This window comes from Olsenella urininfantis (genome assembly GCF_900155635.1).
Lineage (GTDB): Bacteria > Actinomycetota > Coriobacteriia > Coriobacteriales > Atopobiaceae > Olsenella_G > Olsenella_G urininfantis.
Genome location: NZ_LT732540.1, coordinates 780,365 through 798,963 on the forward strand (window position 1 = coordinate 780,365; position 18,599 = coordinate 798,963).

Consider the following 18,599-nt stretch of genomic DNA (forward strand, 5'->3'; position numbering starts at 1 on the left):
GGTGTGGGACTTTCGGCAACCGCCGTCAAGATGGCCCTCAACTCGTCTACTGACGCATTCGTGGCCGAGGGTGCGGCGGTCGCGGCAATAACGCTGGCGGCGGCAGTGATCTTCTCGAGCATGGGTGGCATTGTGGGAACCCTGCCCATTCTGTTGGCCATCATCGTTGGTTACGTCGCCTCCGCCTTCTTTGGCCTCGTTGACTTCACGGCGATTTCTGAGGCGGCTTGGATAGGGCTACCGCCCGTGCAAGCCCCTCGCTTTGACTGGGGCGCTGTCGCGCTCATCGCTCCCGTTGCGCTCGTGGTGGTAATCGAGCACATCGGACACCTTCTTGCCGTGGGGGAGATCGTGGGCAAGGACTATCGCGCCCTGCTGCCCCGTTCGCTTGCCGGCGATGGAATCTCCACGGTGATCTCTGGCTTCCTTGGTGGGCCTCCTACCACGACCTACGCCGAGAACATCGGCGTCATGAGCGTCACGCGCGTGTATTCGACTCAGGTCTTTTGGTATGCGGCGGGCTTTGCGCTGATAGTCGGCGGCTTCTGTCCCAAGCTTGCGGCATTCATCAATTCCATTCCTACTCCCGTGATGGGCGGCGTCAGCCTTCTGCTCTTTGGGCTCATCGCCTCCAATGGCCTGAGGATGCTCGTGACCAACAGGGTCAACTTCGACGACAACCGAAACCTCATGATCGCCTCCGTGGTCATCATTCTGGGTGTTGGCATGGAGACCTCGGGTATCGCGCTTCCCTTGGGGAGCTATACGCTTCCTGGAATGGCCTTTTCCGCGCTCATGGGCATCATCTTGAACCTGATCCTTCCTCGGCATGCGGTGCCCACCGACACGGAGGGCGCGTGATGCGGTAGGGGAGCCCCCTGCATCCACACGTCCTCTTGGACTACTAGAAAACGGGCATCTTGGACATCATCCAGGGTGTCCGTTTTGTGTACGGACTCTCAAAATCTAGAAAATAAATCGCGCACGATTTAAAAGAGAATATGATACTTACAAGCCAGTGATTATGAAGGGGGATGCCTCATGAGCGATTCCATTAAGGACCTCGTCATTGTGGGTGGAGGCCCAGCAGGCCTATCGGCAGCAATCTATTCCGCCCGGGCGTTGCTTGATGCTGTCACATTGGAACAGTCCGCAGTTGGTGGACAGGTCATTCTTACCAACGAGATCGATAACTACCCGGGCGTACCGCACACGGATGGCTTCACCTTGACCGATGCCATGCGGAGCCAGGCGGAGGACCTTGGTGCCCACATTCGCATGGAGAATGTCACGGAGCTCGCTCATGATGATGACACGGGCGAATTCGAGGTTCACACGACTGAGGGCAGCTATCGCAGCAAGGCGATAATCGTCGCCGGCGGTGCAACCCCACGTCATGCCGGCTTCGAAGGCGAAGATCGCTTCCAGGGCCATGGCGTCTCGTATTGCGCCACCTGCGACGCCATGTTCTATCGAGGCAAGCAGGTCTTCGTAATCGGAGGTGGCAACTCTGCCGCCGAGGAAGCCCTGTTCCTTACCAAGTTCGCCGACCACGTGACCATGATCGTGCGGAAGGATCACTTGCGCGCACAGGCTGTCGTTGCAAAGCAGGTTGCTGAAAACGATAAGCTCTCCGTGCTTTACCTGACCTCAATCACCAAGGTCGAGGGCGGTAATCTTCCGAGGAGCATTACCTTCAGGAATAACGAGACGGGTGAGGAGACCACGCGGGCCTATGACGAAGGCTCCTTTGGCATCTTTGTCTTTGTCGGTCGCGTCCCTGCGTCCGGGCTTCTGGGTGACCTCGCCGATGTGGACGCTCAGGGTTACATCGTGACCAACGAGCGCATGGCCACGAAGACCCCAGGCCTCTTTGCCGCCGGAGATGTTCGTCAGAAGAGCCTGCGCCAGATAGTCACCGCCGCCTCAGACGGGGCGATTGCGGCTACGAGCGTCGCTGCGTATCTTGGCCAGCCCGTAGAAGGCTGATGCCTATGGCAAGCATCCTCTCGCAATGATCCTCGAAAGGCCTCCTGCATGACCGAGTGCAGGGGGCCTTTCCTGTATTCCTACAAAACACTGATAATATATCTTATGTCAAGTAGATGTTATTCCAACACCAGTGGAGGTGTAGTCCTGCAGATAAAATGCCCCCTCCCGCTCTACCTTGCCAGCAGCGATGGCTACTTGCCTTTGTGCGGGTCGGCGGACACGAACGGGCTATGGCCAGCGCCCAATGACCTGAATCCCGTCTGGGGCTCTGAGTTCGCCAGTCTCGCGTGACTCATCTCGCGAAGATCCTCCTGAACTCGATCCTCCTCGCAGGCGCTCATGATGACAAGGATCTCGTCAAGCGCCTGAAGCGTCGTCTGTCCGGTGGGAACGATCTCTGCGGAAGCCCTTGAGATGGTCACGACACGCGAGGTCCCCGGCCAATGAACCTCCGAGAGCCGCTTGCCCTCCAGGAGGCTTCCCGCTCCGATGACGTGCAGATGCACGACCTTTTCGCTCAAGTGCTCATCCGCAAGCTCGAGGCCGTGCGTGCGGCCCAGCTGAAGTGTCACCAGGTGCTCATAGAAGGCATCAACCCTAAGTTGATTCGCAATGACATAGGATGCAATCGCAACAATAGAGGAGGACAGAAGTGCGTCGAGGGTACCCGTAAGCTCGAACGCAAGAACCACGGCCGTCACCGGGGCCCTAACGACCGAGGCAAATAGGCCGCAGATTCCCAGCACGATGAAGTTTGGCAGGTAGAACACGGGGACGCCAGAAAGGCGCACGCAGGCGCTCCCGAATGCTGCACCCAGGAGCATGCCCATGACGCAGAGGGGGAAAAGGGTGCCACCAGGTGCCCCAGAGCCGAAGCATACCGTGGTAAGTAGGTACTTCCCTACCAAGAGGCCCACAAGTACCAGCAGTCCCAGCTTTTGGGGGGCAATCAGAAGCTCGGCTATGGCATCGCCACCACAGAGCAGCTGGGGGAACGCAAATGCGCAAATGCCTGACGCAAGGAAGGCGACGGCAAACCTGCTATAAGGAAGCCCCCTCTCTATTCGTGCGTAGACCCTCTCGCTCATCAGGAACATGAGCTTGTTGTGGACGGCCCCGGCGACCCCACAGAGGATACCGAGCAAAAGCACGAGCAAGTATGAGTTGTGGGGCAGGTCCTTTGAGAAGGTCAGGCGCAGGACGGGCGAGACCCCGAGGACTCTTGACATCAGAAGGTCTGCCGCCACGGAGGACGCCATGACGGAAACGATGAGAGGAGCCGAGAACTCCCTGTGAATCTCCTCTATGGCAAAGAGCACGCCCGTCAAGGGCGCGTTGAAGGCCGCTGACATGCCCGCGGCCGCCCCGCACGTAGTGAGAAGGCGCTCCTCTCCCCTTCCTCGCTTGAGAAGCCTGGAGACAGCCTTGCCACACATGGCACCAAGCTGAACGCTGGGCCCCTCCCTGCCAAGAGACAGACCTCCCAGGGCACAGAGCGTGCCTTCGGTGAACTTTGCGGCAAGAACCCGGTGCAGGGGCATGTCAAGCTTGCCCATGACCTCAAGGTCAACCTGAGGTATACCTGATCCTTGGGTCAGGGGTTCCCAGCGCACGAGCCATGAGACGGCAAGGCAGAGCAGGGTCAGGATCACGAAGAAGGCCGCGACGCCCAGGGGGCTCCCGCTTGCGAGGAAGATGGCCGAGCGCAGGACGCGCTCGGCCCAAGAGAGGCTCATGCGGTACAGGCAGATCAGGGCACCACAAACGCCTCCCACAAGCAGGCCCTCAACCACAAGATCAGCTTGGAGCCTGCGTGAGAAATGGCGGGCGACAGAGCCCCTCTTATTATCTTCTGACATGAGACACGCGCCCGGGGTCTACTTGACCTGGATGAGCGTGAACACCTCCTGGTCATAGCTCTCGGAGATGGTCTTGCGGGGGTCGAGGAACGCGAGCTCAAGAATAAAGGAGAACCCTGCCACCTTGGCCTGGGCCTTCTCGATGAGCTGTGCCGTGGCGACGGCGGTGCCACCCGTGGCCACGAGATCGTCCACGATGAGCACGACGTCGTCAGGACCAAGGACATCCTTGTGAATCTGCAGCTCGTCAGTGCCATACTCAAGGTCGTAGCTTTGGCTGTAGACCTCTCGGGGAAGCTTGCCGGGCTTGCGAGCGGGAACGAACCCGGCACCAAGCCTGTATGCGACGGGGGCACCAATGAGGAACCCACGTGCCTCTGCCCCCATGACCTTGGTAATGCCCGCGTCCGCGAAGTGCCCCGCGATCTGGTCGACCGCCGCGGCAAGCCCCTCCGGAGCCGCCATGAGGGGCGTGATGTCCTTGAAGACTACTCCCGGCTCGGGATAGTCGGGAATGTCGATGATGTACTTCTCGAGGTCAATTGCGGACAAGGTGGTTCCTTTCCATTGTTACGCAGCACGAGCCCACGCTCGCCTATCCCTCCATGCGAGAGAAGGTCCTGCTGATCTGACGATGAATCAAGCTGTCCCGAACCTGTCCGGTGAGGGCAAGCATCTGTTGAAACGCCTCCGAGAACTGCTGGCGGCTCTCGGAGGTGAGCTCCATCTCCACTCCCCCTCCCTTTCGGGCAAACACAATGAGGGCCTGCTCGAAGAGCGAGCTCTCTCTGTTGGCGGCGGTGACGTACTGCCTGAGGTTCTTGGGGCCTATGCCGTAGCGCCTGAGCTCCTCGCAGCAACGGATGAGGGGAAAGTCGTGGCCATCAACGAGGTCCCTGCCGTGCGGAGACTTCTTTAGGGGGATGAGCCCCGCCTCGGAAAGCTGGCGCACGAAGCTGATGGATACGCCCAGGAGCTCGGGCATCCGATCGATGGGATGCAGCTTTTCGCTCAGCCCTTCGTCCTCGCGCGAGCTCGTGAGGGGCCCCAGGGGAAGGTTGCCACCGAGGCCGCCCCCCTCCCCCTTCTCCAGCCGCTCTCGGATGACCTGCAGCGGCAGGAAGCGATTCTTCTGAAGGTAGAGGATGGTCTCCAGGCGCCGCACGTCATGCTGTGAGTAGAGGCGATATCCAGAGGGCGTCCGCGAGGGGGTGAGCAGCCCCTCGTCCTCAAGATAGCGGACCTTTGAGATGGAGAGGTCGGGATATTGCCCCTGCAGCTTCTTGACGACCTTCCCTATGGTGAGGTAGCCGGCGTCTGGCATGGCCTATGCCCCGGTCTCGATCCGGACGGGCTTGCGGTTGGCATGGAATACCATGCGGAAGGTGCCGATCTGGATGGTGGAGCCCTCCTTGAGGGTCGCCTTGTTGATGATGGCGCCATCAACCCAGCTTCCGTTGAGCGAGCCCAGGTCCTCGATGGTCACGAGGCCTGAGGAGATGCCCGAGAGGTCGATGCGGGCGTGTCGGCGAGAGACCGTCATGTCGTTGAGAAAGACGCTGTTGGAAGGGTCTCGGCCGATGGAGACCTCGTCGCTGTCCAGCTCGAAGACAGATCCCGTCTGCGGCCCCTTGACGATCACGAGGGTGGGCAGGCTGGGCTTGGCGTTGGCCATGAGGTCGGGCGCCGTCGCTTCGGTCGCGGGCATACGAAATATCTCGGTGGCCCCCATCTCGGGGGTGTCGTTCTTGGGCTGCATCCAGTGTGCTCCTCTTCATCGAAGGCAATGTAACAATGATAGCGTTACTACCTGCAGGCCACGCAGTCCATCTCGATGAGCGCGTCAAGCGGAAGGCGAGAGACCTCGACGATGCTGCGCGCGGGAGACGGCTTGGGCAGGCGCCGCTCGAACACCTCGTCGACGGCAGGCAGGTCACCCATGTCCCTGAGGAACACGTGAATCTGAGCCACATCCGCCAGGCTGCACCCGCATTCGTCGAGAAGGTCCGCGAAGATCTCGAAGATTCGCTCCGCCTGAGCCACCACGCCACCCTCGACCAGGCGCTCGGGATCGGTTGGGCTCCACCCCAGCTGGCCGGAGGTGAAGGCAAGCCTCCCGGCCGTCGTTCCCTGGGAATACGGTCCGGGCGCGTCGGGGACCCGTGCCGCATTGATGGCGTACTTCATGCTTCCTCCTAACCGCGTGTCGTACCCAGACCGCGCACGTGCGCGGCGTGCACGAGCCTCTCGAGGGACTCCTCCATGACCGAGCGCGGGCAAGCCAGGTTGAAGCGCTCGAAGCCGCCCCCACCCTCGCCAAAAATGTATCCCTCGTCGAGGAAGAGGAGGGCATCCTGGCACATGAACCTCTCAAGCTCCTCGTTTGTGAGCCCCCACGGCCTGAAGTCCACCCAGGCGAGGTAGGTTCCCTCCAAAGGATATACCTCAAGTTCAGGATGATAGTTATTGAGGGTCCCGCGAAGCAGCTCGAAGTTACCCCAGACGAGCCCTATGAGCTGCTCGAGCCATTCGTCGCAGAGCGTGTAGGCGGCCGTGGTGGACACGTAGGCAAAGGCATTGAGGCTCCCGAGCGGGATGTCGCGCAGGCCCCCGACAAAGCGGTCGCGCAGCGACTCGTCGGGAATATAGATCGCGGACGCCTGGCAGCCTGCCAGATTGAAGGTCTTGGAAGGGGCCGTGCAGACCACAAGGTGGTCATATTCGCCTGCCTCGGCCACGGACATGATCGCCGTATGGGTGATGCCGGGCATGATGAGGTCGTCGTGAATCTCGTCTGCGATGACGATCACGTCGTTTCTCACGCAGGCGTCAAGGAGCCTCCTGAGCTCCTCTGCCGTCCAGACCCTCCCCACGGGGTTGTGAGGGCTGCAGAGTATGAGAAGCTTGACCCGGGGTGACGCAACCTTGCGCTCGAGGTCCTCGAAGTCCATCTCGTAGCGATGGCTGCCATCCTCAAGCTCAACCACGCGTAGAGGGTTGTCCACAAGGGTGCGCCCCGCCCGCTTGACGGCCTCGCTGAACGGATAGTAGACGGGAGACTGGACTATCACGCCGTCGCCCGGATCCGTCAGGGACCTGACGGCGTTGTAGATGGCGGGGACGACGCCGGGAGAGGTCACCAGAGAGCTCTTTTGGGGCATCCACCCATGGTGGCGTGCCTGCCAGGAGACGCAGGCATCGACAAACTCGTCCGTCGGCCCCACGTAGCCCAGGACCGCGCCGCCTTGAAGGTAGCCCACGAGCGCCTCGATGACCTCAGGCGGGTTGGGCAGCTCCATGTCCGCGACGGACAGCGGAACTATTCCCTTTCCCACCCGTGGGTTCTTCTCGTACATTGACGCCCACTTCAGGGACCCGCTTGACGACCGAGACACCTTGCTGCTGAAGTCGTATTTCATGAGTGTGTCCTTTGAGTGTTGGATGGGAGCAGGCCCACCCTCAGCCTACGAGGCCCCGCGTGCCCACAAAGTCCCAACCCCTGCGGGTGAGGCCCGATGACCTGAGGACGCTGCCCTCCACGACAATCCTGTCGGTGCTTGCCAACAGCCCAAGAGGTGCGAGCTCCCTGCTTGCACGGTCAAAGAGGTCGAGGTATCCCACGGGCGACACCTCGGAAAACGAGAGGAGGCTGCGCCAGATGACGCGAGCGTGACGTGGCGCCACCAGAAGGAGCTGACAGTCGAGATCCCCAACTTGGTGATGCAGCGCGATGGCGGGAATGCGCCCGTCGAGCACAAGATTCGCGACACCGCCGTCTGAGGGAAGCGCCTGCCCCTCTCCGAGGTAGTCCGTGAGCACCTCGGCGGCCTTGGGCCCCGCCAGTAGAAGGGAGACGAATTCATCGCCCAAATCGGTGCAGGCAAGCCCCTCGAAGGGCTTGACCCCGCCCTGGTCTACCCGAGAGAGGAACGAGAGCCAGGCATCCAAGGTGTCCGAGCGTGGCGAGAAGTCCCACACCAGATATTCTGCCTCTGCGCTCCTGGCACAGAGGGGCATCGACGCCAGTGCCCCGTCACCCAAAAGGGATGCCTCGAGGGCGCACTCCCCCACGCCAAGCTTCCTGCCCGAAAGCGCGGTCTCGGCAAACGAGGTGGCGGCCTCGCCCGAGAACATGAGAGCGAGGCACCCGCTCAAGTCGCAGAGGGCCGCGCCTTGATCGAAGGGATCCGCTGATGATGAGGGAGCGTGATACGAACGAGGGCCCAGGAGTCCCGTGTCGTGAGTCTCGTCAAAGCAACCACCGAGAAGCTCATGCTCCTCGTGCAAAACGTTCTGCAAGTTCGTGCGCCTCCTAACTGGCCAGCTGGTCGACATCAAAGAACAGCGGCAGCGCAAATATGTTGACCGCAGGAACGTCATAGAGCTGCGAGCGCGAGCGGTAGGTTGCGCAGGCAACCTGTCGCGTGCCCTGCGACCAACTCGAGTAGCCACATGCCGCGTCGAGGTCGATAAGGCCCGCATCGCAGAGCGTGGTCGAGTAGGCAATCTCCCTGCCCGGCTTAACATAGCCCCCGCTGTCACTCTCGCTTGTGACGATGAGCTTGCGCGAGAAGCCGAGGGCCCAGCTCTCGACGCGAATGGGCCAGCTTCTCCTGCACATGCTCATCTGCTGGTAGTGCTCGTTGTATGCCCAGTCCATGAGTGCGGCCGTGTCATCAAAGCGGCCATCGTAGGTCTCGCATCCCAGCACGCAGGTGTAGAGAGAGATCCCGTGCCTTCTCGAGGCTCCGAGGAAGGTGGTTCCGGACTCGACCGAGCCCGTCTTGATGCCACAGAGCCCCTCATAGGTTTTTATGAGGTCGTCCGTGGACTCAAGCGTAACCTCCTTGCCCCCCGCAACGACGGTGACGGACGGCATGCGCACGGCCTCGGCTATGAACGGGTAGTTTTCGAGGGCATATCGCCCCAGCTTGACAAGGTCGGCCGCGCTTGCATGATGCCCCTCCGCCATGAGCCCGTGCGTGTTGGCGAAGCGAGTGTGCTCGAGCCCCAGATCGGCGGCCTTCTCGTTCATGCGCCCGACGAACTCCTCGACCGATCCGCAGACGCTGAGCGCGACGTTGTCAGCGGCGTCGTTTCCCGAATATATGAGCATCGCCTGAAGGAGCTCGCGAAAGCTCGGGGTGTCCCCATCGACGAAGCCGGCAAGCTGGGCCGCACTCTGATATTCGATGCCTCGCACCGTGCAAACGTCATCCAGGGACTTGCCCGAGTCAAGCGCCACCACCGCAGTCATGATCTTCGTGATCGAGGCGGGGTCCATCTCTCGGTCGGGATTGAGGCTTGCGAGCACCTCCCCGTCCTGGTCAACGATCTGGTAGCATTGCGCCTCGGAAACGCCCGGCTCGCTTGCCAGTGCGCAGGCGGGGAAAGCGGCCAGGGCAAGTGCGAGCCCCAGGGAACAAAGCGAGCGTCCGTGCAGCTGCATCTACTCTTCTCCTTCGCGCTGTTCTGCGGTGACCTTCCTCTTGATCCATACGCCCGTCTTGGTGTAGACCGCGGCGGTGATGGCCGAGAAGGCCACTCCAGCATAGACGAAGTAGATGCCCAGGGCCGAGGGTGTCCCATTGAGCCCGGGGAGCCAATCGACGCTCACTATGCCCAGGCCTGGCAGCATGGGAAGGTTGAGCAGAAGGTCGCAGAACCCCGTCATGAGGAGCGCTGTGGCGATCTTGCCGACATAGACCACGTCAACCGGCCTACGACGGTAGTGTTGCAAGATCATGCCGCCGATGGCGAGGTAGACGTCCCTGCCTATGACGAAGGCCGCGACCCAGATGGGAAGCTCGCCCGTTACCACAAGGCCCAGGACCCCGGTGAAGAGGAGGACGCGGTCCATCACGGGGTCCATGATTTTGCCCACCCAGCTGACGGTCTGCGTCCGACGCGCGACCTGCCCGTCAAGGAAGTCGGTAACGGCTGCGACTGCGTAAAAGGCAAGCGCAAGGCCCCTGTTGAGGTCGTTTACGAAGAGGTAGAGGAAAGCAAGGGTGAGCACCAGCCGACAGAAGGTTATGCCGTTCGCAACGGTGAGAATCTTGCTGGAGGGGTTTTCCGGCGTTCCCACTGGGGCATAGATGCTGCCGTTGGCCTGGGCCTCGGCCACATCGTGGTCAAGGCGGTCCTTGACGCTGTTCCTCAGACGGGTGCTGGTTTTTGACAAAGCGCTCTCTCCTGCCATGTACGCATCAGACTTGAATCTTAGCCGATGCAAACGCCCTGCAATCGCGCAAGGGCGCACGACCACGGCTTCACCAACTGGCTCGAGGTGCCTAGCGCAGCGCGTCCTGCGTAAGGCTCATGCGGCGATAGCGTATGCCGCAGCGATCGAAGACGTTGCGAGATATGGCGCCGTCCTGTGTGTGACAGTACTTGTCATTGAGGTAGACGACCTCCCCCACCCCAGCCTGGACGAGCATCTTTGCGCACTCCTTGCAGGGGAAAAGGGTTACGTACACCGTGGCGCCCTGGACGTCCTTCAGCGATCCACGATAGTTGAGCAGGGCATTTGCCTCTGCGTGAATCACGTAGCTGTGCTTGTCGGAGAGGGGATCGTCTGAGTCTGCCCAGGGGAAGCTGTCGTCGTCGAGTCCCGCTGGCGTTCCGTTGTAGCCCACCGAGAGGATGCGATGATTGCGGTCAGCGATGCAGGCACCCACCTGGGTCTTCGGGTCTTTGCTGCGCAGGCTGGCGGCAAAGGCGACACGCATGAAGAACTCGTCCCAGGAGATGACGTCAGAACGCTTGCCAGGCATATGTTGCCTCCTTGGTACTGGCTGCTTTTACGCGGGATATTGTATCCCTTAGCAGGACGTCGATTTCCGCTAGCCGCACTCCCTCCCAAAGCGAGCGCACAGCACGGTCAGAAAAACGAGGGCAAGACCAACCCTGCAGGCGATCAGGGACGAGCCCAGCACGGCAGGAAGGGAGAGAAGTCCGAGGAGAAGAAGGAGGGAGAGCTCGAACCCCAGGCGCCATCCCGTTATTGGGAGACGCACGGCAGAGAGCCCACAGGAGAGCAAGGCCAGCAGGTCAATCAAGAGGAGCAGCGCAAGGGAAAGGAAGTCCACCTCTGCGACCAGCCCCATCAAAGCCCATGAGAGGACGGAGAGGGCGAAGGACAGCGCAAGCGCGGGAAGCGAGCTGAAGAACAGCAGGGCGAGCGTTCCGAAGGGAAGCGGGCACCTCAGGGCACGCAGCTCCTGAGCATCGAGGAAGCACCCCCCGATGACCCTGGCGTCCAGGGAGCGTAGGGAACAGGCGGCGATCCAGGGCAGCAGAAGGGTTGCGGACGCACGCCCGCCCAGCATGGGAAGCCCCGCGGGCACCATGATGCCAACCCAGGCGACAAGGCCGGGCAGGGACTCGTAATGCCTCAGCAGCGACAGGGCGCCGTGCGCAAGCAGGGCCCGCCTGTCCACCTGCACCAGGCTCTCCTCGGCCAGGAATGGAAGGCACGTGCGGCCAGAGAGTCGGACGCACCACAACGCCAGGAGGGGAAGCAGGGCGAGAAGAACCACTGCAACAGCCGGAAGCAGTGACGAAAGCGCCTGGTGCAGGAGGAGGGGAAGGAGCGAGATGGTCCAGACGAGGAGCATGGGGACCAAGATCTTGCCAAGGGGCGCCGCGACCTCTCCCCCACCCTCGAGCCTCATGAGGCCCAGGGCCCAGGAGAGCAGCGAGGAGGCGGACATCAGGAGGGCGAGGAAGAGGCAGCAGACGGCCACGGGTGCCTCCCGTATGGACGAGGACACGAGGAGGGCCAGCGCGGCACCCGCCAGGCTCGCACGAAGCACGGACATCGCGAGCTCAATGAGAAGGAGGCCTCTCGTCGCGGCGGCACAGCCCGAGAACATCAACAGGTCGGCAAGGCACAGCGTCCAGGGCGCAACGCACAACGACCGAATGGATGCGAAGGAAAGATACGCCAAGGAGAACAGCGGCAGCGCCGCGAGCACGAGGGAGGCGCCTTCGACGCCGAGCGGCAGAAGCGTCTGGGCGAGCTGGGACCGCAGCGCGGACCACGAGAGGCAGGCCCAGACGAACAAGAGCGCAAGAACATAGAGCAGGTAAAGGCGGTCCATGAGGTTGTCCGCCTCGTCTAGGTCCATGCCCGTGGCAAAGAGGAGCCGGTTGAGCTCCGCCCTGGCATGACGAAGCCTCAGGCGCAACATGGACGCCAGAGGCTCAGAGACGACCACGCGACTCCCCTTCTCCGCCCCGCAGAAGCCCAGAGCGGCCGAGCTCAAGCCTCTGCGTGGAAACCAGGCCCCTCGGTTCCTGGTGACAACTGAGCAGAATGGCCGAACCCTCCGAGGCAAGCTCCCCGAGCAGCCCGCCAAGCAGCAGTGCGGCCTGAGGGTCAAGGGGACCGTAGGGCTCGTCGAGGAGCAGGAGGCTCGGGCGAAGCGACAAGGCCAGCACCACGGCAAGCTTGTAGCGCATCCCCCTAGAAAATGAGGATGGATAGACGTCCAGGTGGGCGGATAGGCCGAATCGATCCATGAGCTCCAGGGCGGACTTCTCCCTCTCATGCAGCCCGTTTGCCCTCAGGAGGAACTGGATGTGCTCCCGGGCCGTGAGGTCGTCGTAGAAGGATGGGGTGTCGCACACGAAGAAGAGCGGGGACGGGCATCCGGCCGCACCACGAGTCACGTCCTTGCCCTGCAGCACGATGCTGCCCTCGCTGGCCCTCTGCCACAGGGCAAGACACCTCAGGAGGCTGGTCTTGCCACTCCCGTTGGCCCCCCAGAGCTGCGCGACCTCGCCGGGCATCAGTCTCAGCGAGACATCCTCCCACAGGATGCGACGACCGTAGGAGAGCGAGAGGCCCCTTGCCTCGAGTATCGCATCCATGGATGGCACCTCTCAAATGAGGAGAAACACTAGCTTGCTCAGGCCGATTGTACCTACCGCAGGCGAGGGAGCCAAGATGTCGCCGGCATGCGTCACGTATACTTCGAGAGGCGAACAGGAGGAGGATGCATGTGCACGGTTGAAACGCTGCTCCCGGAGGAGCTTCAGGTCATCAGGGATGCCGCGGCGAGCAAGAAGTACCTCGACAGGCCCGTTCCGGACGAGCTCATGCTCGAGTTGCCCCACGACCTCGCCAACTCGGTGGAGATCGCCGGGGTGTCCCAAGTGAACCTCGCCGCCCTCTATCCCCCTGGTCATGACGGACTCTCCGCGCTTCAGGACGACTGGGAGGTGGCGCGTGAGGAGGGGGCCCTCTATCTGTATGGCGACGGGCGCATCAACTTCGCCACCCACCTGCGCGTGAGGAGCGGCGAGGCCGCAGAGGTGTCTATCTCTAGAAACGTCAGGGCCCTGCAGGGCCTGCCTGGATGCAAGCCCTGGTTCATGAACTTCGTCCCCGCTCCCGACCTCATTGACAGGGGACCCCAGAGACCGCGGCAGGACGGCACTGGCCTCGTCGGCGAGCAGGGCACCCTCCCTCCCCTTCTTTCGGATGCGATTCTCGGAATGAAGAGAAGCAAGGACTACCTGCGCGGGGTGGTCCTCGAAGACGAGCTCGCGCGCATCTCCTCCCACGGTGGTCCCCTCTCGTCCTGGGCCCATGTCCCCGAGGGATGGAGGCGCCAGCTCGAGGAAATGGCGAGGGAGCCCCTGGATGTGATCGGCCTTCTTGACCGCGACTTCAAGTTCGCCCTGGACCAGCGTGTCCTCAGGCAGTATGAGGGAAAGCTGATCTTCCCCATAAGCGTCCTGAGGGAGGATGGGCGCACCCCCGTCGAGGTGTCCCTGAAGAGGTCCCAAGGCCCTGAAGGCGGCAATGCCGAGGAGATGAGGCCCTGGCGGCTCAGCTACGTTGACCGTTACGTTCCAGACGGCGAGCCAGCAGGCAGGGCGCTCGAGGGCTGGGCCGAGCTGGGAGGCTGGGACCAGCTCCTCGAGGAGCTGGCAGGCATGGCCCTTCCCGAGACGTGGGACTTCGAGGGAGGCGATGGCACGGGGTCCAGGCGAGCCATACTGAGGAGCTACCTCTGCTACAGCTTCTATAGGCTCAAGAGCGAGGGCAAGGTGCTCGAGAACCCCGAGCGGGGCCTGGCGGCGTTCAACACGGGGCTTGTCGACAGGCTGTACGAGCCCATCTACGCCTGCTTTCACGCAAACGACGGCATCCCCGCATGGCGCTTCGGGGGATTCTGCAGGTCTGGCGCAAAGGGTCTCGGCAAGCAGCTTGTGTCGGCGTTCAACCCCCTGCCGCAGGCCGCGTCGTACTTCTCCCGCAAGGAGGACCTGCTCTTTGACATGACGCAACCCCTGGAGCTTGACACCGACCACATCCTCCTGGACAACATCGACCGACTCCCCCTGGGGTTTCTCGAAGACGAGCTCGGCCGGGACGAGACGGCCGCTTCCCTGCTTGCATCCATCAAGGACACTGAGGGGCTCCTCCAGAAGAACGCCCTCTACAGGGAGCTTGCCGACGTCATCCGAGCCGATGCCCGGACGCTCAGGAGGCTCATGAACCGCCTGAACGACGCCAAGGAGCTCGCACTCAAGCGCGTGGGATGGAATTTCAGGACTGCCGTGCCGGCCTTCTATCCCAGGCGTGACAGCATGAGCCTGCTGCTTCCCCTGGACCTCACCGAGGACGGGCGGCCCGATGTGGCCCTCGTTGTTGAAATGACCGAGTCGGGGGCGTACCTGGGCCAGACGGTGCTCACCATGCGCATGGCGTACACCGATGCCCGCCTGGTCTCAAGGCCGGACAGCGACTGGCTGAGTCCCCGGAGGGCATAGAGGGCCCCAGGGAACGCCGGGCCCTACCGTGATGCGCTCCGGCGTCCTCTGACGACTCCATTCACCCACGCAAAAAGGCCAGGCAGGTTAAAACCTGCCTGGCCTGCTGTTTTGCTGGTCGGGTGGACTGGATTCGAACCAGCGACCCCTTGACCCCCAGTCAAGTGCGCTACCAAACTGCGCCACCACCCGCTTGCTCACCTTGCCGGTGCGCGAGTAAGTAATCTAACACTCATTCCCAAACAAGGCAAGCAGGAATTCAGAAGCATTTTGACGTGCGCCGCTAGCGAGAGGATGCCTTCCCCTCGCGGAATTGCTTAGGGCCTTGGTTTAACGTATCCAATAGGGAAATCACTCCAGGGAGGATTGCGGTATGGCGGACAACGCACGAGAGGGCTTCTTTGGGCGCTGCTATGCGCTGGTGAGGCAGATACCCAGAGGGCGGGTCAGCACCTACGGGCAGATTGCCTCCATGCTGGGAGAGCCGCGCAAGTCTCGCTTCGTGGGCTTCGCCATGCATGGCAGCCCAGGCGTCGCCGGAGGCGTGCCCTGCCATCGCGTGGTCTTCAAAGACGGCACCCTCGCTCCGGGATTTGCCTTCGGGGGGCCAGACGCGCAGAGGGGTCTTCTTGAGTCAGAGGGAGTGGGGTTCCTGGAAGATGGTCGCGTTGACATGGCAAACCACCTCTGGGAGGTATAGGGGGGCGAGGGGGACCATCAAGCTGAACTGATGGCCCCCCTCGCATGGCTGCGTTCCCGCCTGACTTAGGCCAGGCAATCCTTGGTGGCAACAACATTGACACCCGTGTCACAGACGTTTGCCAGCACGACATCCCCGATGCGCACGGGTGCCTTGAGCTCTATGCCCGCCAAGGCATTGACCACATCGAGGACGAGGCCCTTGGGCACGTCCCGCTCGGTCTTGACGGACACCATGCGCTCGAGCGCGCAGCCCCTGACGGGCACGGAGCTCGTGACCGCCCTGGTGGGGTCACAGATCTCCTTTCGGGCGTACTCGTCGCCCCGAGGGCAGGAGTTTCCGCTTACGGAGAGAACCCTGGGCTCCTCGCCCCTGGCCTCGAGCTCGACACGCAGCAGGCAACCCTTCGGGCAGCGTATGCAGATGAGTTCCATGACGTCCATTCCCTACTCCCCTTCCACGAGCACGTGCAGGTGGCTTCCGGGCTCCAGTCCCTCAAGCTGGCTTCTGCGCAGGGTGATCTCCTGCATCTCGCCCGGGGCGACAACCTGCCTCCTTCGATGCACGATGCGCTTCTCGCCCGCATATACGCTCAGGTAGCAGTCCTCGAAGACCTGCCCCACACGTAGCCGGAGGACGAGCCTCTCGTCCATGCTCGAAGGCGAGATGCGGCTGGGCACGGTGTATCGGACGCCGCCGGAGACCCTGACCTCGAGCTCGTCCTCACGCCTTGGCCTCCTTTCCTGTCCTGCCTGGACGTACTCGGCGGCCTTCCTGCCGGCATGGGCCGCCTCCTCGCTCACGAAGTCGACGAGGTCATGCACGTGCAGGACGTTCCCGCAGGCAAAAATGCCGTCCACGCTGGTCTCGAGGCTCTCGTCCACCAAGGGTCCGCGCGTCACGGGGCTCAGCTCAACAGACGCCTGGCGGCTGAGCTCGTTCTCGGGGAGAAGTCCCACGGAGAGAAGCAGCGTGTCGCAGCTGTAGCGCTTCTCGGTGCCAGGTATGGGACGCAGGCTCTCGCCGACCTGAGCCAGGGTAATGGCCTCGACGCGCTTTTTGCCCTCTATTCCTACGACGGTGTGCGAGAGGAGCAGTGGTATGTCGAAGTCGTCCAGGCACTGGACGATGTTGCGCCTGAGGCCACCGGAGTACGGCATGAGCTCTGCCACGCACTGGACGTGGGCGCCCTCGAGGGTGAGGCGCCGCGCCATGATGAGCCCGATGTCCCCCGAGCCCAGGATGACCACCTCGCGACCAGGAAGCCAGCCGTCGATGTTCACGAGCTTCTGGGCACACCCTGCGGTGTAGACGCCAGCGGGACGGCATCCGGCGATGTTGAGGGCGCCTCTCGGGCGCTCACGGCAGCCCATGGCGAGGATGACGGCACGGGCCTCGATCTGGAAGACTCCCTGCTCTGCGGAGACGGCCGTGACCACAAGCTTGGGGCTGACGTCCAGCACCGTCGTGGAGAGCATGCGCTCGATCTTTCGATCGTCGGCCATCTGTATGTAGCGGGCCGCATACTCAGGTCCGGTCAGCTCCTCCTTGAAGCTGTGGAGGCCGAAGCCGTTGTGTATGCACTGGTTGAGGATGCCGCCCAGACGGGGCTCCCGCTCGAGCACGAGGATGGAGCCGGTGCCTGCGTCGTGCGCGGCAACCGCAGCGGAAAGGCCGGCGGACCCGCCGCCCACGATGACTATGTCATAGCTAAGCACGCTGCCCGCCACCTTCCAGGCTCCCCTTGATCTTGCCAACGACATACTCGGAGCCGGGTCCGCACTTGCTCGCGTGCTCCATGTCCATGTCGGGTATCTCCTCGCAAAGGATCTCCAGTATGCGCGGCGTACAGAACCCAGCCTGGCAGCGGCCCATGCAAGCTCCCGTGCGGCTCTTGACGCCGTCGAGGCTGCGCGCGCCCGGCACCCTCCTGCAAGCGTCACGAATCTGGGCCTCGCTTACCCTGCAGCAACGGCAGACGATGGTGCCGTAGGCGGGATCTTCCTTGATGAGCTCGTTCCACTCGTCGGCAGGTATGTGGTTGAGGTTGGCAAAGCCCTTCCTCTGAGGTTGGAAGTCCCTCCTCTCTTCTGGCGAGAGGATCCGCCTGACGATGCCAGCGACCATGCGGCCGATGGCCGGGCTTGCCGTGAGCCCGGGGCTCTCGATGCCCGCGCAGTCCACAAAGCCCGGGGCGTCGGCAACCTCTTCGATGATGAACTCGTGTGCACTCTGGTGGGCGCGCAGGCCAGAGAAGGACGTCACCGTCTCACGGAAGGGGATGTTCTTGACCGTGAGGGCGCTCTTCTGTACGACGGCTCGCAGGCCAGCGGCGGTGGTGCGCGTGTCGTCCTTGTCATCTATGTCATCGGCGGTGGGTCCCACGAGCAGGTTCCCGTGGATGGTGGGCGTCACGAGCACGCCCTTGCCCATCTCGTTCGGCAGCATGAAGACGGTGTGGCGCACATGGGTGCCGGCCGTGGTGTCAAGGAGCTCGTACTCACCCCGACGGGCGACGATCTCCATCTTCTGCTCGCTGACCATGTTGTGGAGCTCGTCGGCATGCACGCCGCCGGCGTTCACCACGACGCGGGCACGGATGGGGCCCTGGGCGGTGCACAGCTCCCAGACGCCCTCGCTCTTCGAGACGCCCGTTACGGGCGCGTCAAATATGAATTCGACTCCGTTCTCGGCGGCGTTCTCGGCGAGGGCCACGTTCAGGCCAAAGGGGTCGCAGATGCCGGCAGTGGGGGCGAAAAGGGCACATATGGCCGCGTCAGAGATGTTGGGCTCCATCCTCTCGAGCTCGTCCCTCTCGACGATCCTCAGGCCGGGGACTCCATTTCTCACGCCGCGGTCACGCAGCTCCTCGAGCGCCGGTCTACCCTCCTCGCTTGTGCAGACCACGAGAGAGCCAATCTGATCGAAGGCGAAGTCCAGCTCCCGGGAGAGCTCCCCGAAGAGGGCGTTGCCCTCCACGTTGAGCCTTGCCATGAGCGTGCCCTCTGCGGCGTCGAAGCCTGCGTGGACGATGGCCGAGTTCGCCTTGGTGGTGCCGCAGCATACGTCGCCTTCTGCCTCCACCACACAGGCGTCGAGACGCAGGCGCGAGACCTCGCGCGCCACGGCGCAGCCGCTCACGCCGGCGCCGATTATCGCGACGTCGTATAGACGTTCATTCATATTGGGTAGTCCCTCTCCCTGGTGGCATGGGCCACGGCTTGCAAGCCGTGGCCATATTACGTGCTGTAAGCAGCTTG

Annotated in this window: 19 protein-coding genes and 1 tRNA gene; 4 read left to right on the forward strand and 16 right to left on the reverse strand. The window is 62.6% G+C overall.

The features are described 5' to 3' along the window. Both CZ375_RS08395 and CZ375_RS03600 read left to right on the forward strand, forming a co-directional pair. On the forward strand, positions 1-861 hold an 861-nt coding region (locus CZ375_RS08395; protein ID WP_234966842.1), incomplete at its 5' end, for a uracil-xanthine permease family protein. Between the two features lie 180 nt (positions 862-1,041). Next, a complete protein-coding gene (locus CZ375_RS03600) occupies positions 1,042-1,989 on the forward strand; it encodes an NAD(P)/FAD-dependent oxidoreductase (RefSeq protein WP_077597935.1) in 948 nt (315 codons plus the stop codon). Positions 1,990-2,183: 194 nt separating this feature from the next. Here the strand turns inward: CZ375_RS03600 and CZ375_RS03605 are convergent, their stop codons facing one another. From CZ375_RS03605 to CZ375_RS03660, 12 genes are all read right to left on the reverse strand, one after another. Then, a complete protein-coding gene (locus CZ375_RS03605; RefSeq protein ID WP_077597936.1) occupies positions 2,184-3,851 on the reverse strand; it encodes a ClC family H(+)/Cl(-) exchange transporter in 1,668 nt (555 codons plus the stop codon). An 18-nt stretch (positions 3,852-3,869) separates the two neighbouring features. After that, positions 3,870-4,403 (reverse strand): adenine phosphoribosyltransferase, encoded by a 534-nt coding sequence (locus CZ375_RS03610; protein WP_077597937.1) that lies wholly within the window; start codon positions 4,401-4,403, stop codon positions 3,870-3,872. Positions 4,404-4,446: 43 nt separating this feature from the next. Beyond that, entirely contained in the window at positions 4,447-5,175 is a 729-nt protein-coding gene (ftsR, locus tag CZ375_RS03615; RefSeq protein WP_077597938.1) for a transcriptional regulator FtsR, read from the reverse strand. Positions 5,176-5,178: 3 nt separating this feature from the next. Beyond that, complete coding sequence (locus CZ375_RS03620; protein WP_077597939.1) at positions 5,179-5,610, reverse strand: FHA domain-containing protein; 432 nt, start codon at positions 5,608-5,610, stop codon at positions 5,179-5,181. A gap of 47 nt (positions 5,611-5,657) precedes the next feature. Then, entirely contained in the window at positions 5,658-6,038 is a 381-nt protein-coding gene (locus CZ375_RS03625) for a RidA family protein (protein ID WP_077597940.1), read from the reverse strand. Between the two features lie 8 nt (positions 6,039-6,046). After that, entirely contained in the window at positions 6,047-7,270 is a 1,224-nt protein-coding gene (locus tag CZ375_RS03630; RefSeq protein ID WP_077597941.1) for a MalY/PatB family protein, read from the reverse strand. A gap of 40 nt (positions 7,271-7,310) precedes the next feature. Continuing rightward, on the reverse strand, positions 7,311-8,231 hold the full coding sequence (locus CZ375_RS03635; protein ID WP_077597942.1) for a hypothetical protein: 921 nt from the start codon (positions 8,229-8,231) through the stop codon (positions 7,311-7,313). After that, positions 8,164-9,300, reverse strand: a complete 1,137-nt coding sequence (locus CZ375_RS03640) for a D-alanyl-D-alanine carboxypeptidase family protein (RefSeq protein ID WP_077597943.1) — start codon at positions 9,298-9,300, stop codon at positions 8,164-8,166. The genes CZ375_RS03635 and CZ375_RS03640 overlap by 68 nt, the downstream gene beginning before the upstream one ends. Then, the gene (locus tag CZ375_RS03645; RefSeq protein ID WP_234966846.1) at positions 9,301-10,035 is read right to left on the reverse strand and encodes a CDP-alcohol phosphatidyltransferase family protein; all 735 of its coding nucleotides are present in this window, start codon (positions 10,033-10,035) and stop codon (positions 9,301-9,303) included. It lies immediately after the preceding gene. 109 nt (positions 10,036-10,144) lie between these two features. Further along, a complete protein-coding gene (locus CZ375_RS03650) occupies positions 10,145-10,627 on the reverse strand; it encodes a deoxycytidylate deaminase (RefSeq protein ID WP_077597945.1) in 483 nt (160 codons plus the stop codon). Positions 10,628-10,696: 69 nt separating this feature from the next. Next, complete coding sequence (locus tag CZ375_RS03655; protein ID WP_077597946.1) at positions 10,697-12,073, reverse strand: hypothetical protein; 1,377 nt, start codon at positions 12,071-12,073, stop codon at positions 10,697-10,699. Continuing rightward, positions 12,060-12,728, reverse strand: coding sequence for an ABC transporter ATP-binding protein (locus tag CZ375_RS03660; RefSeq protein WP_077597947.1), 669 nt, complete (start codon positions 12,726-12,728; stop codon positions 12,060-12,062). Before CZ375_RS03660 ends, CZ375_RS03655 begins: the two co-directional genes overlap by 14 nt. 129 nt (positions 12,729-12,857) lie before the next feature. Here CZ375_RS03660 and CZ375_RS03665 point away from each other — a divergent pair, with 129 nt between their 5' ends. Further along, positions 12,858-14,639, forward strand: coding sequence for a DUF3825 domain-containing protein (locus CZ375_RS03665; protein ID WP_159438363.1), 1,782 nt, complete (start codon positions 12,858-12,860; stop codon positions 14,637-14,639). 115 nt (positions 14,640-14,754) lie between these two features. Here CZ375_RS03665 and CZ375_RS03670 read toward each other — a convergent pair. Next, positions 14,755-14,831 (reverse strand) — tRNA-Pro (locus CZ375_RS03670). A gap of 181 nt (positions 14,832-15,012) precedes the next feature. Between CZ375_RS03670 and CZ375_RS03675 the strand changes: the two genes are divergently transcribed. Next, positions 15,013-15,339, forward strand: a complete 327-nt coding sequence (locus CZ375_RS03675) for an MGMT family protein (RefSeq protein WP_077597949.1) — start codon at positions 15,013-15,015, stop codon at positions 15,337-15,339. 65 nt (positions 15,340-15,404) lie between these two features. Here CZ375_RS03675 and CZ375_RS03680 read toward each other — a convergent pair whose 3' ends face one another. From CZ375_RS03680 to CZ375_RS03690, 3 genes are read right to left on the reverse strand one after another with little or no spacing between them, the layout of a single operon-like run. Then, positions 15,405-15,782, reverse strand: a complete 378-nt coding sequence (locus tag CZ375_RS03680; RefSeq protein ID WP_077597950.1) for a DUF1667 domain-containing protein — start codon at positions 15,780-15,782, stop codon at positions 15,405-15,407. 3 nt (positions 15,783-15,785) lie between these two features. Next, the gene (locus CZ375_RS03685; protein ID WP_077598744.1) at positions 15,786-17,057 is read right to left on the reverse strand and encodes an NAD(P)/FAD-dependent oxidoreductase; all 1,272 of its coding nucleotides are present in this window, start codon (positions 17,055-17,057) and stop codon (positions 15,786-15,788) included. After that, positions 17,050-18,522: an NAD(P)/FAD-dependent oxidoreductase gene (locus CZ375_RS03690; protein ID WP_077597951.1), complete on the reverse strand. Its 1,473-nt coding sequence runs from the start codon at positions 18,520-18,522 to the stop codon at positions 17,050-17,052. The genes CZ375_RS03685 and CZ375_RS03690 overlap by 8 nt, the downstream gene beginning before the upstream one ends. Positions 18,523-18,599: the final 77 nt, after the last annotated feature.

Coding starts and splice junctions, on each gene's coding strand:
- CZ375_RS03600 (WP_077597935.1), top strand. CDS start 1,042: ATGAGCGATTCCATTAAGGACCTCGTCATTGTGGGTGGAGGCCCAGCA.
- CZ375_RS03605 (WP_077597936.1), bottom strand. CDS start 3,851: ATGTCAGAAGATAATAAGAGGGGCTCTGTCGCCCGCCATTTCTCACGC.
- ftsR (WP_077597938.1), bottom strand. CDS start 5,175: ATGCCAGACGCCGGCTACCTCACCATAGGGAAGGTCGTCAAGAAGCTG.
- CZ375_RS03620 (WP_077597939.1), bottom strand. CDS start 5,610: ATGCAGCCCAAGAACGACACCCCCGAGATGGGGGCCACCGAGATATTT.
- CZ375_RS03625 (WP_077597940.1), bottom strand. CDS start 6,038: ATGAAGTACGCCATCAATGCGGCACGGGTCCCCGACGCGCCCGGACCG.
- CZ375_RS03630 (WP_077597941.1), bottom strand. CDS start 7,270: ATGAAATACGACTTCAGCAGCAAGGTGTCTCGGTCGTCAAGCGGGTCC.
- CZ375_RS03635 (WP_077597942.1), bottom strand. CDS start 8,231: ATGACGTTCCTGCGGTCAACATATTTGCGCTGCCGCTGTTCTTTGATG.
- CZ375_RS03640 (WP_077597943.1), bottom strand. CDS start 9,300: ATGCAGCTGCACGGACGCTCGCTTTGTTCCCTGGGGCTCGCACTTGCC.
- CZ375_RS03650 (WP_077597945.1), bottom strand. CDS start 10,627: ATGCCTGGCAAGCGTTCTGACGTCATCTCCTGGGACGAGTTCTTCATG.
- CZ375_RS03660 (WP_077597947.1), bottom strand. CDS start 12,728: ATGGATGCGATACTCGAGGCAAGGGGCCTCTCGCTCTCCTACGGTCGT.
- CZ375_RS03665 (WP_159438363.1), top strand. CDS start 12,858: ATGTGCACGGTTGAAACGCTGCTCCCGGAGGAGCTTCAGGTCATCAGG.
- CZ375_RS03675 (WP_077597949.1), top strand. CDS start 15,013: ATGGCGGACAACGCACGAGAGGGCTTCTTTGGGCGCTGCTATGCGCTG.
- CZ375_RS03680 (WP_077597950.1), bottom strand. CDS start 15,782: ATGGACGTCATGGAACTCATCTGCATACGCTGCCCGAAGGGTTGCCTG.
- CZ375_RS03690 (WP_077597951.1), bottom strand. CDS start 18,522: ATGAATGAACGTCTATACGACGTCGCGATAATCGGCGCCGGCGTGAGC.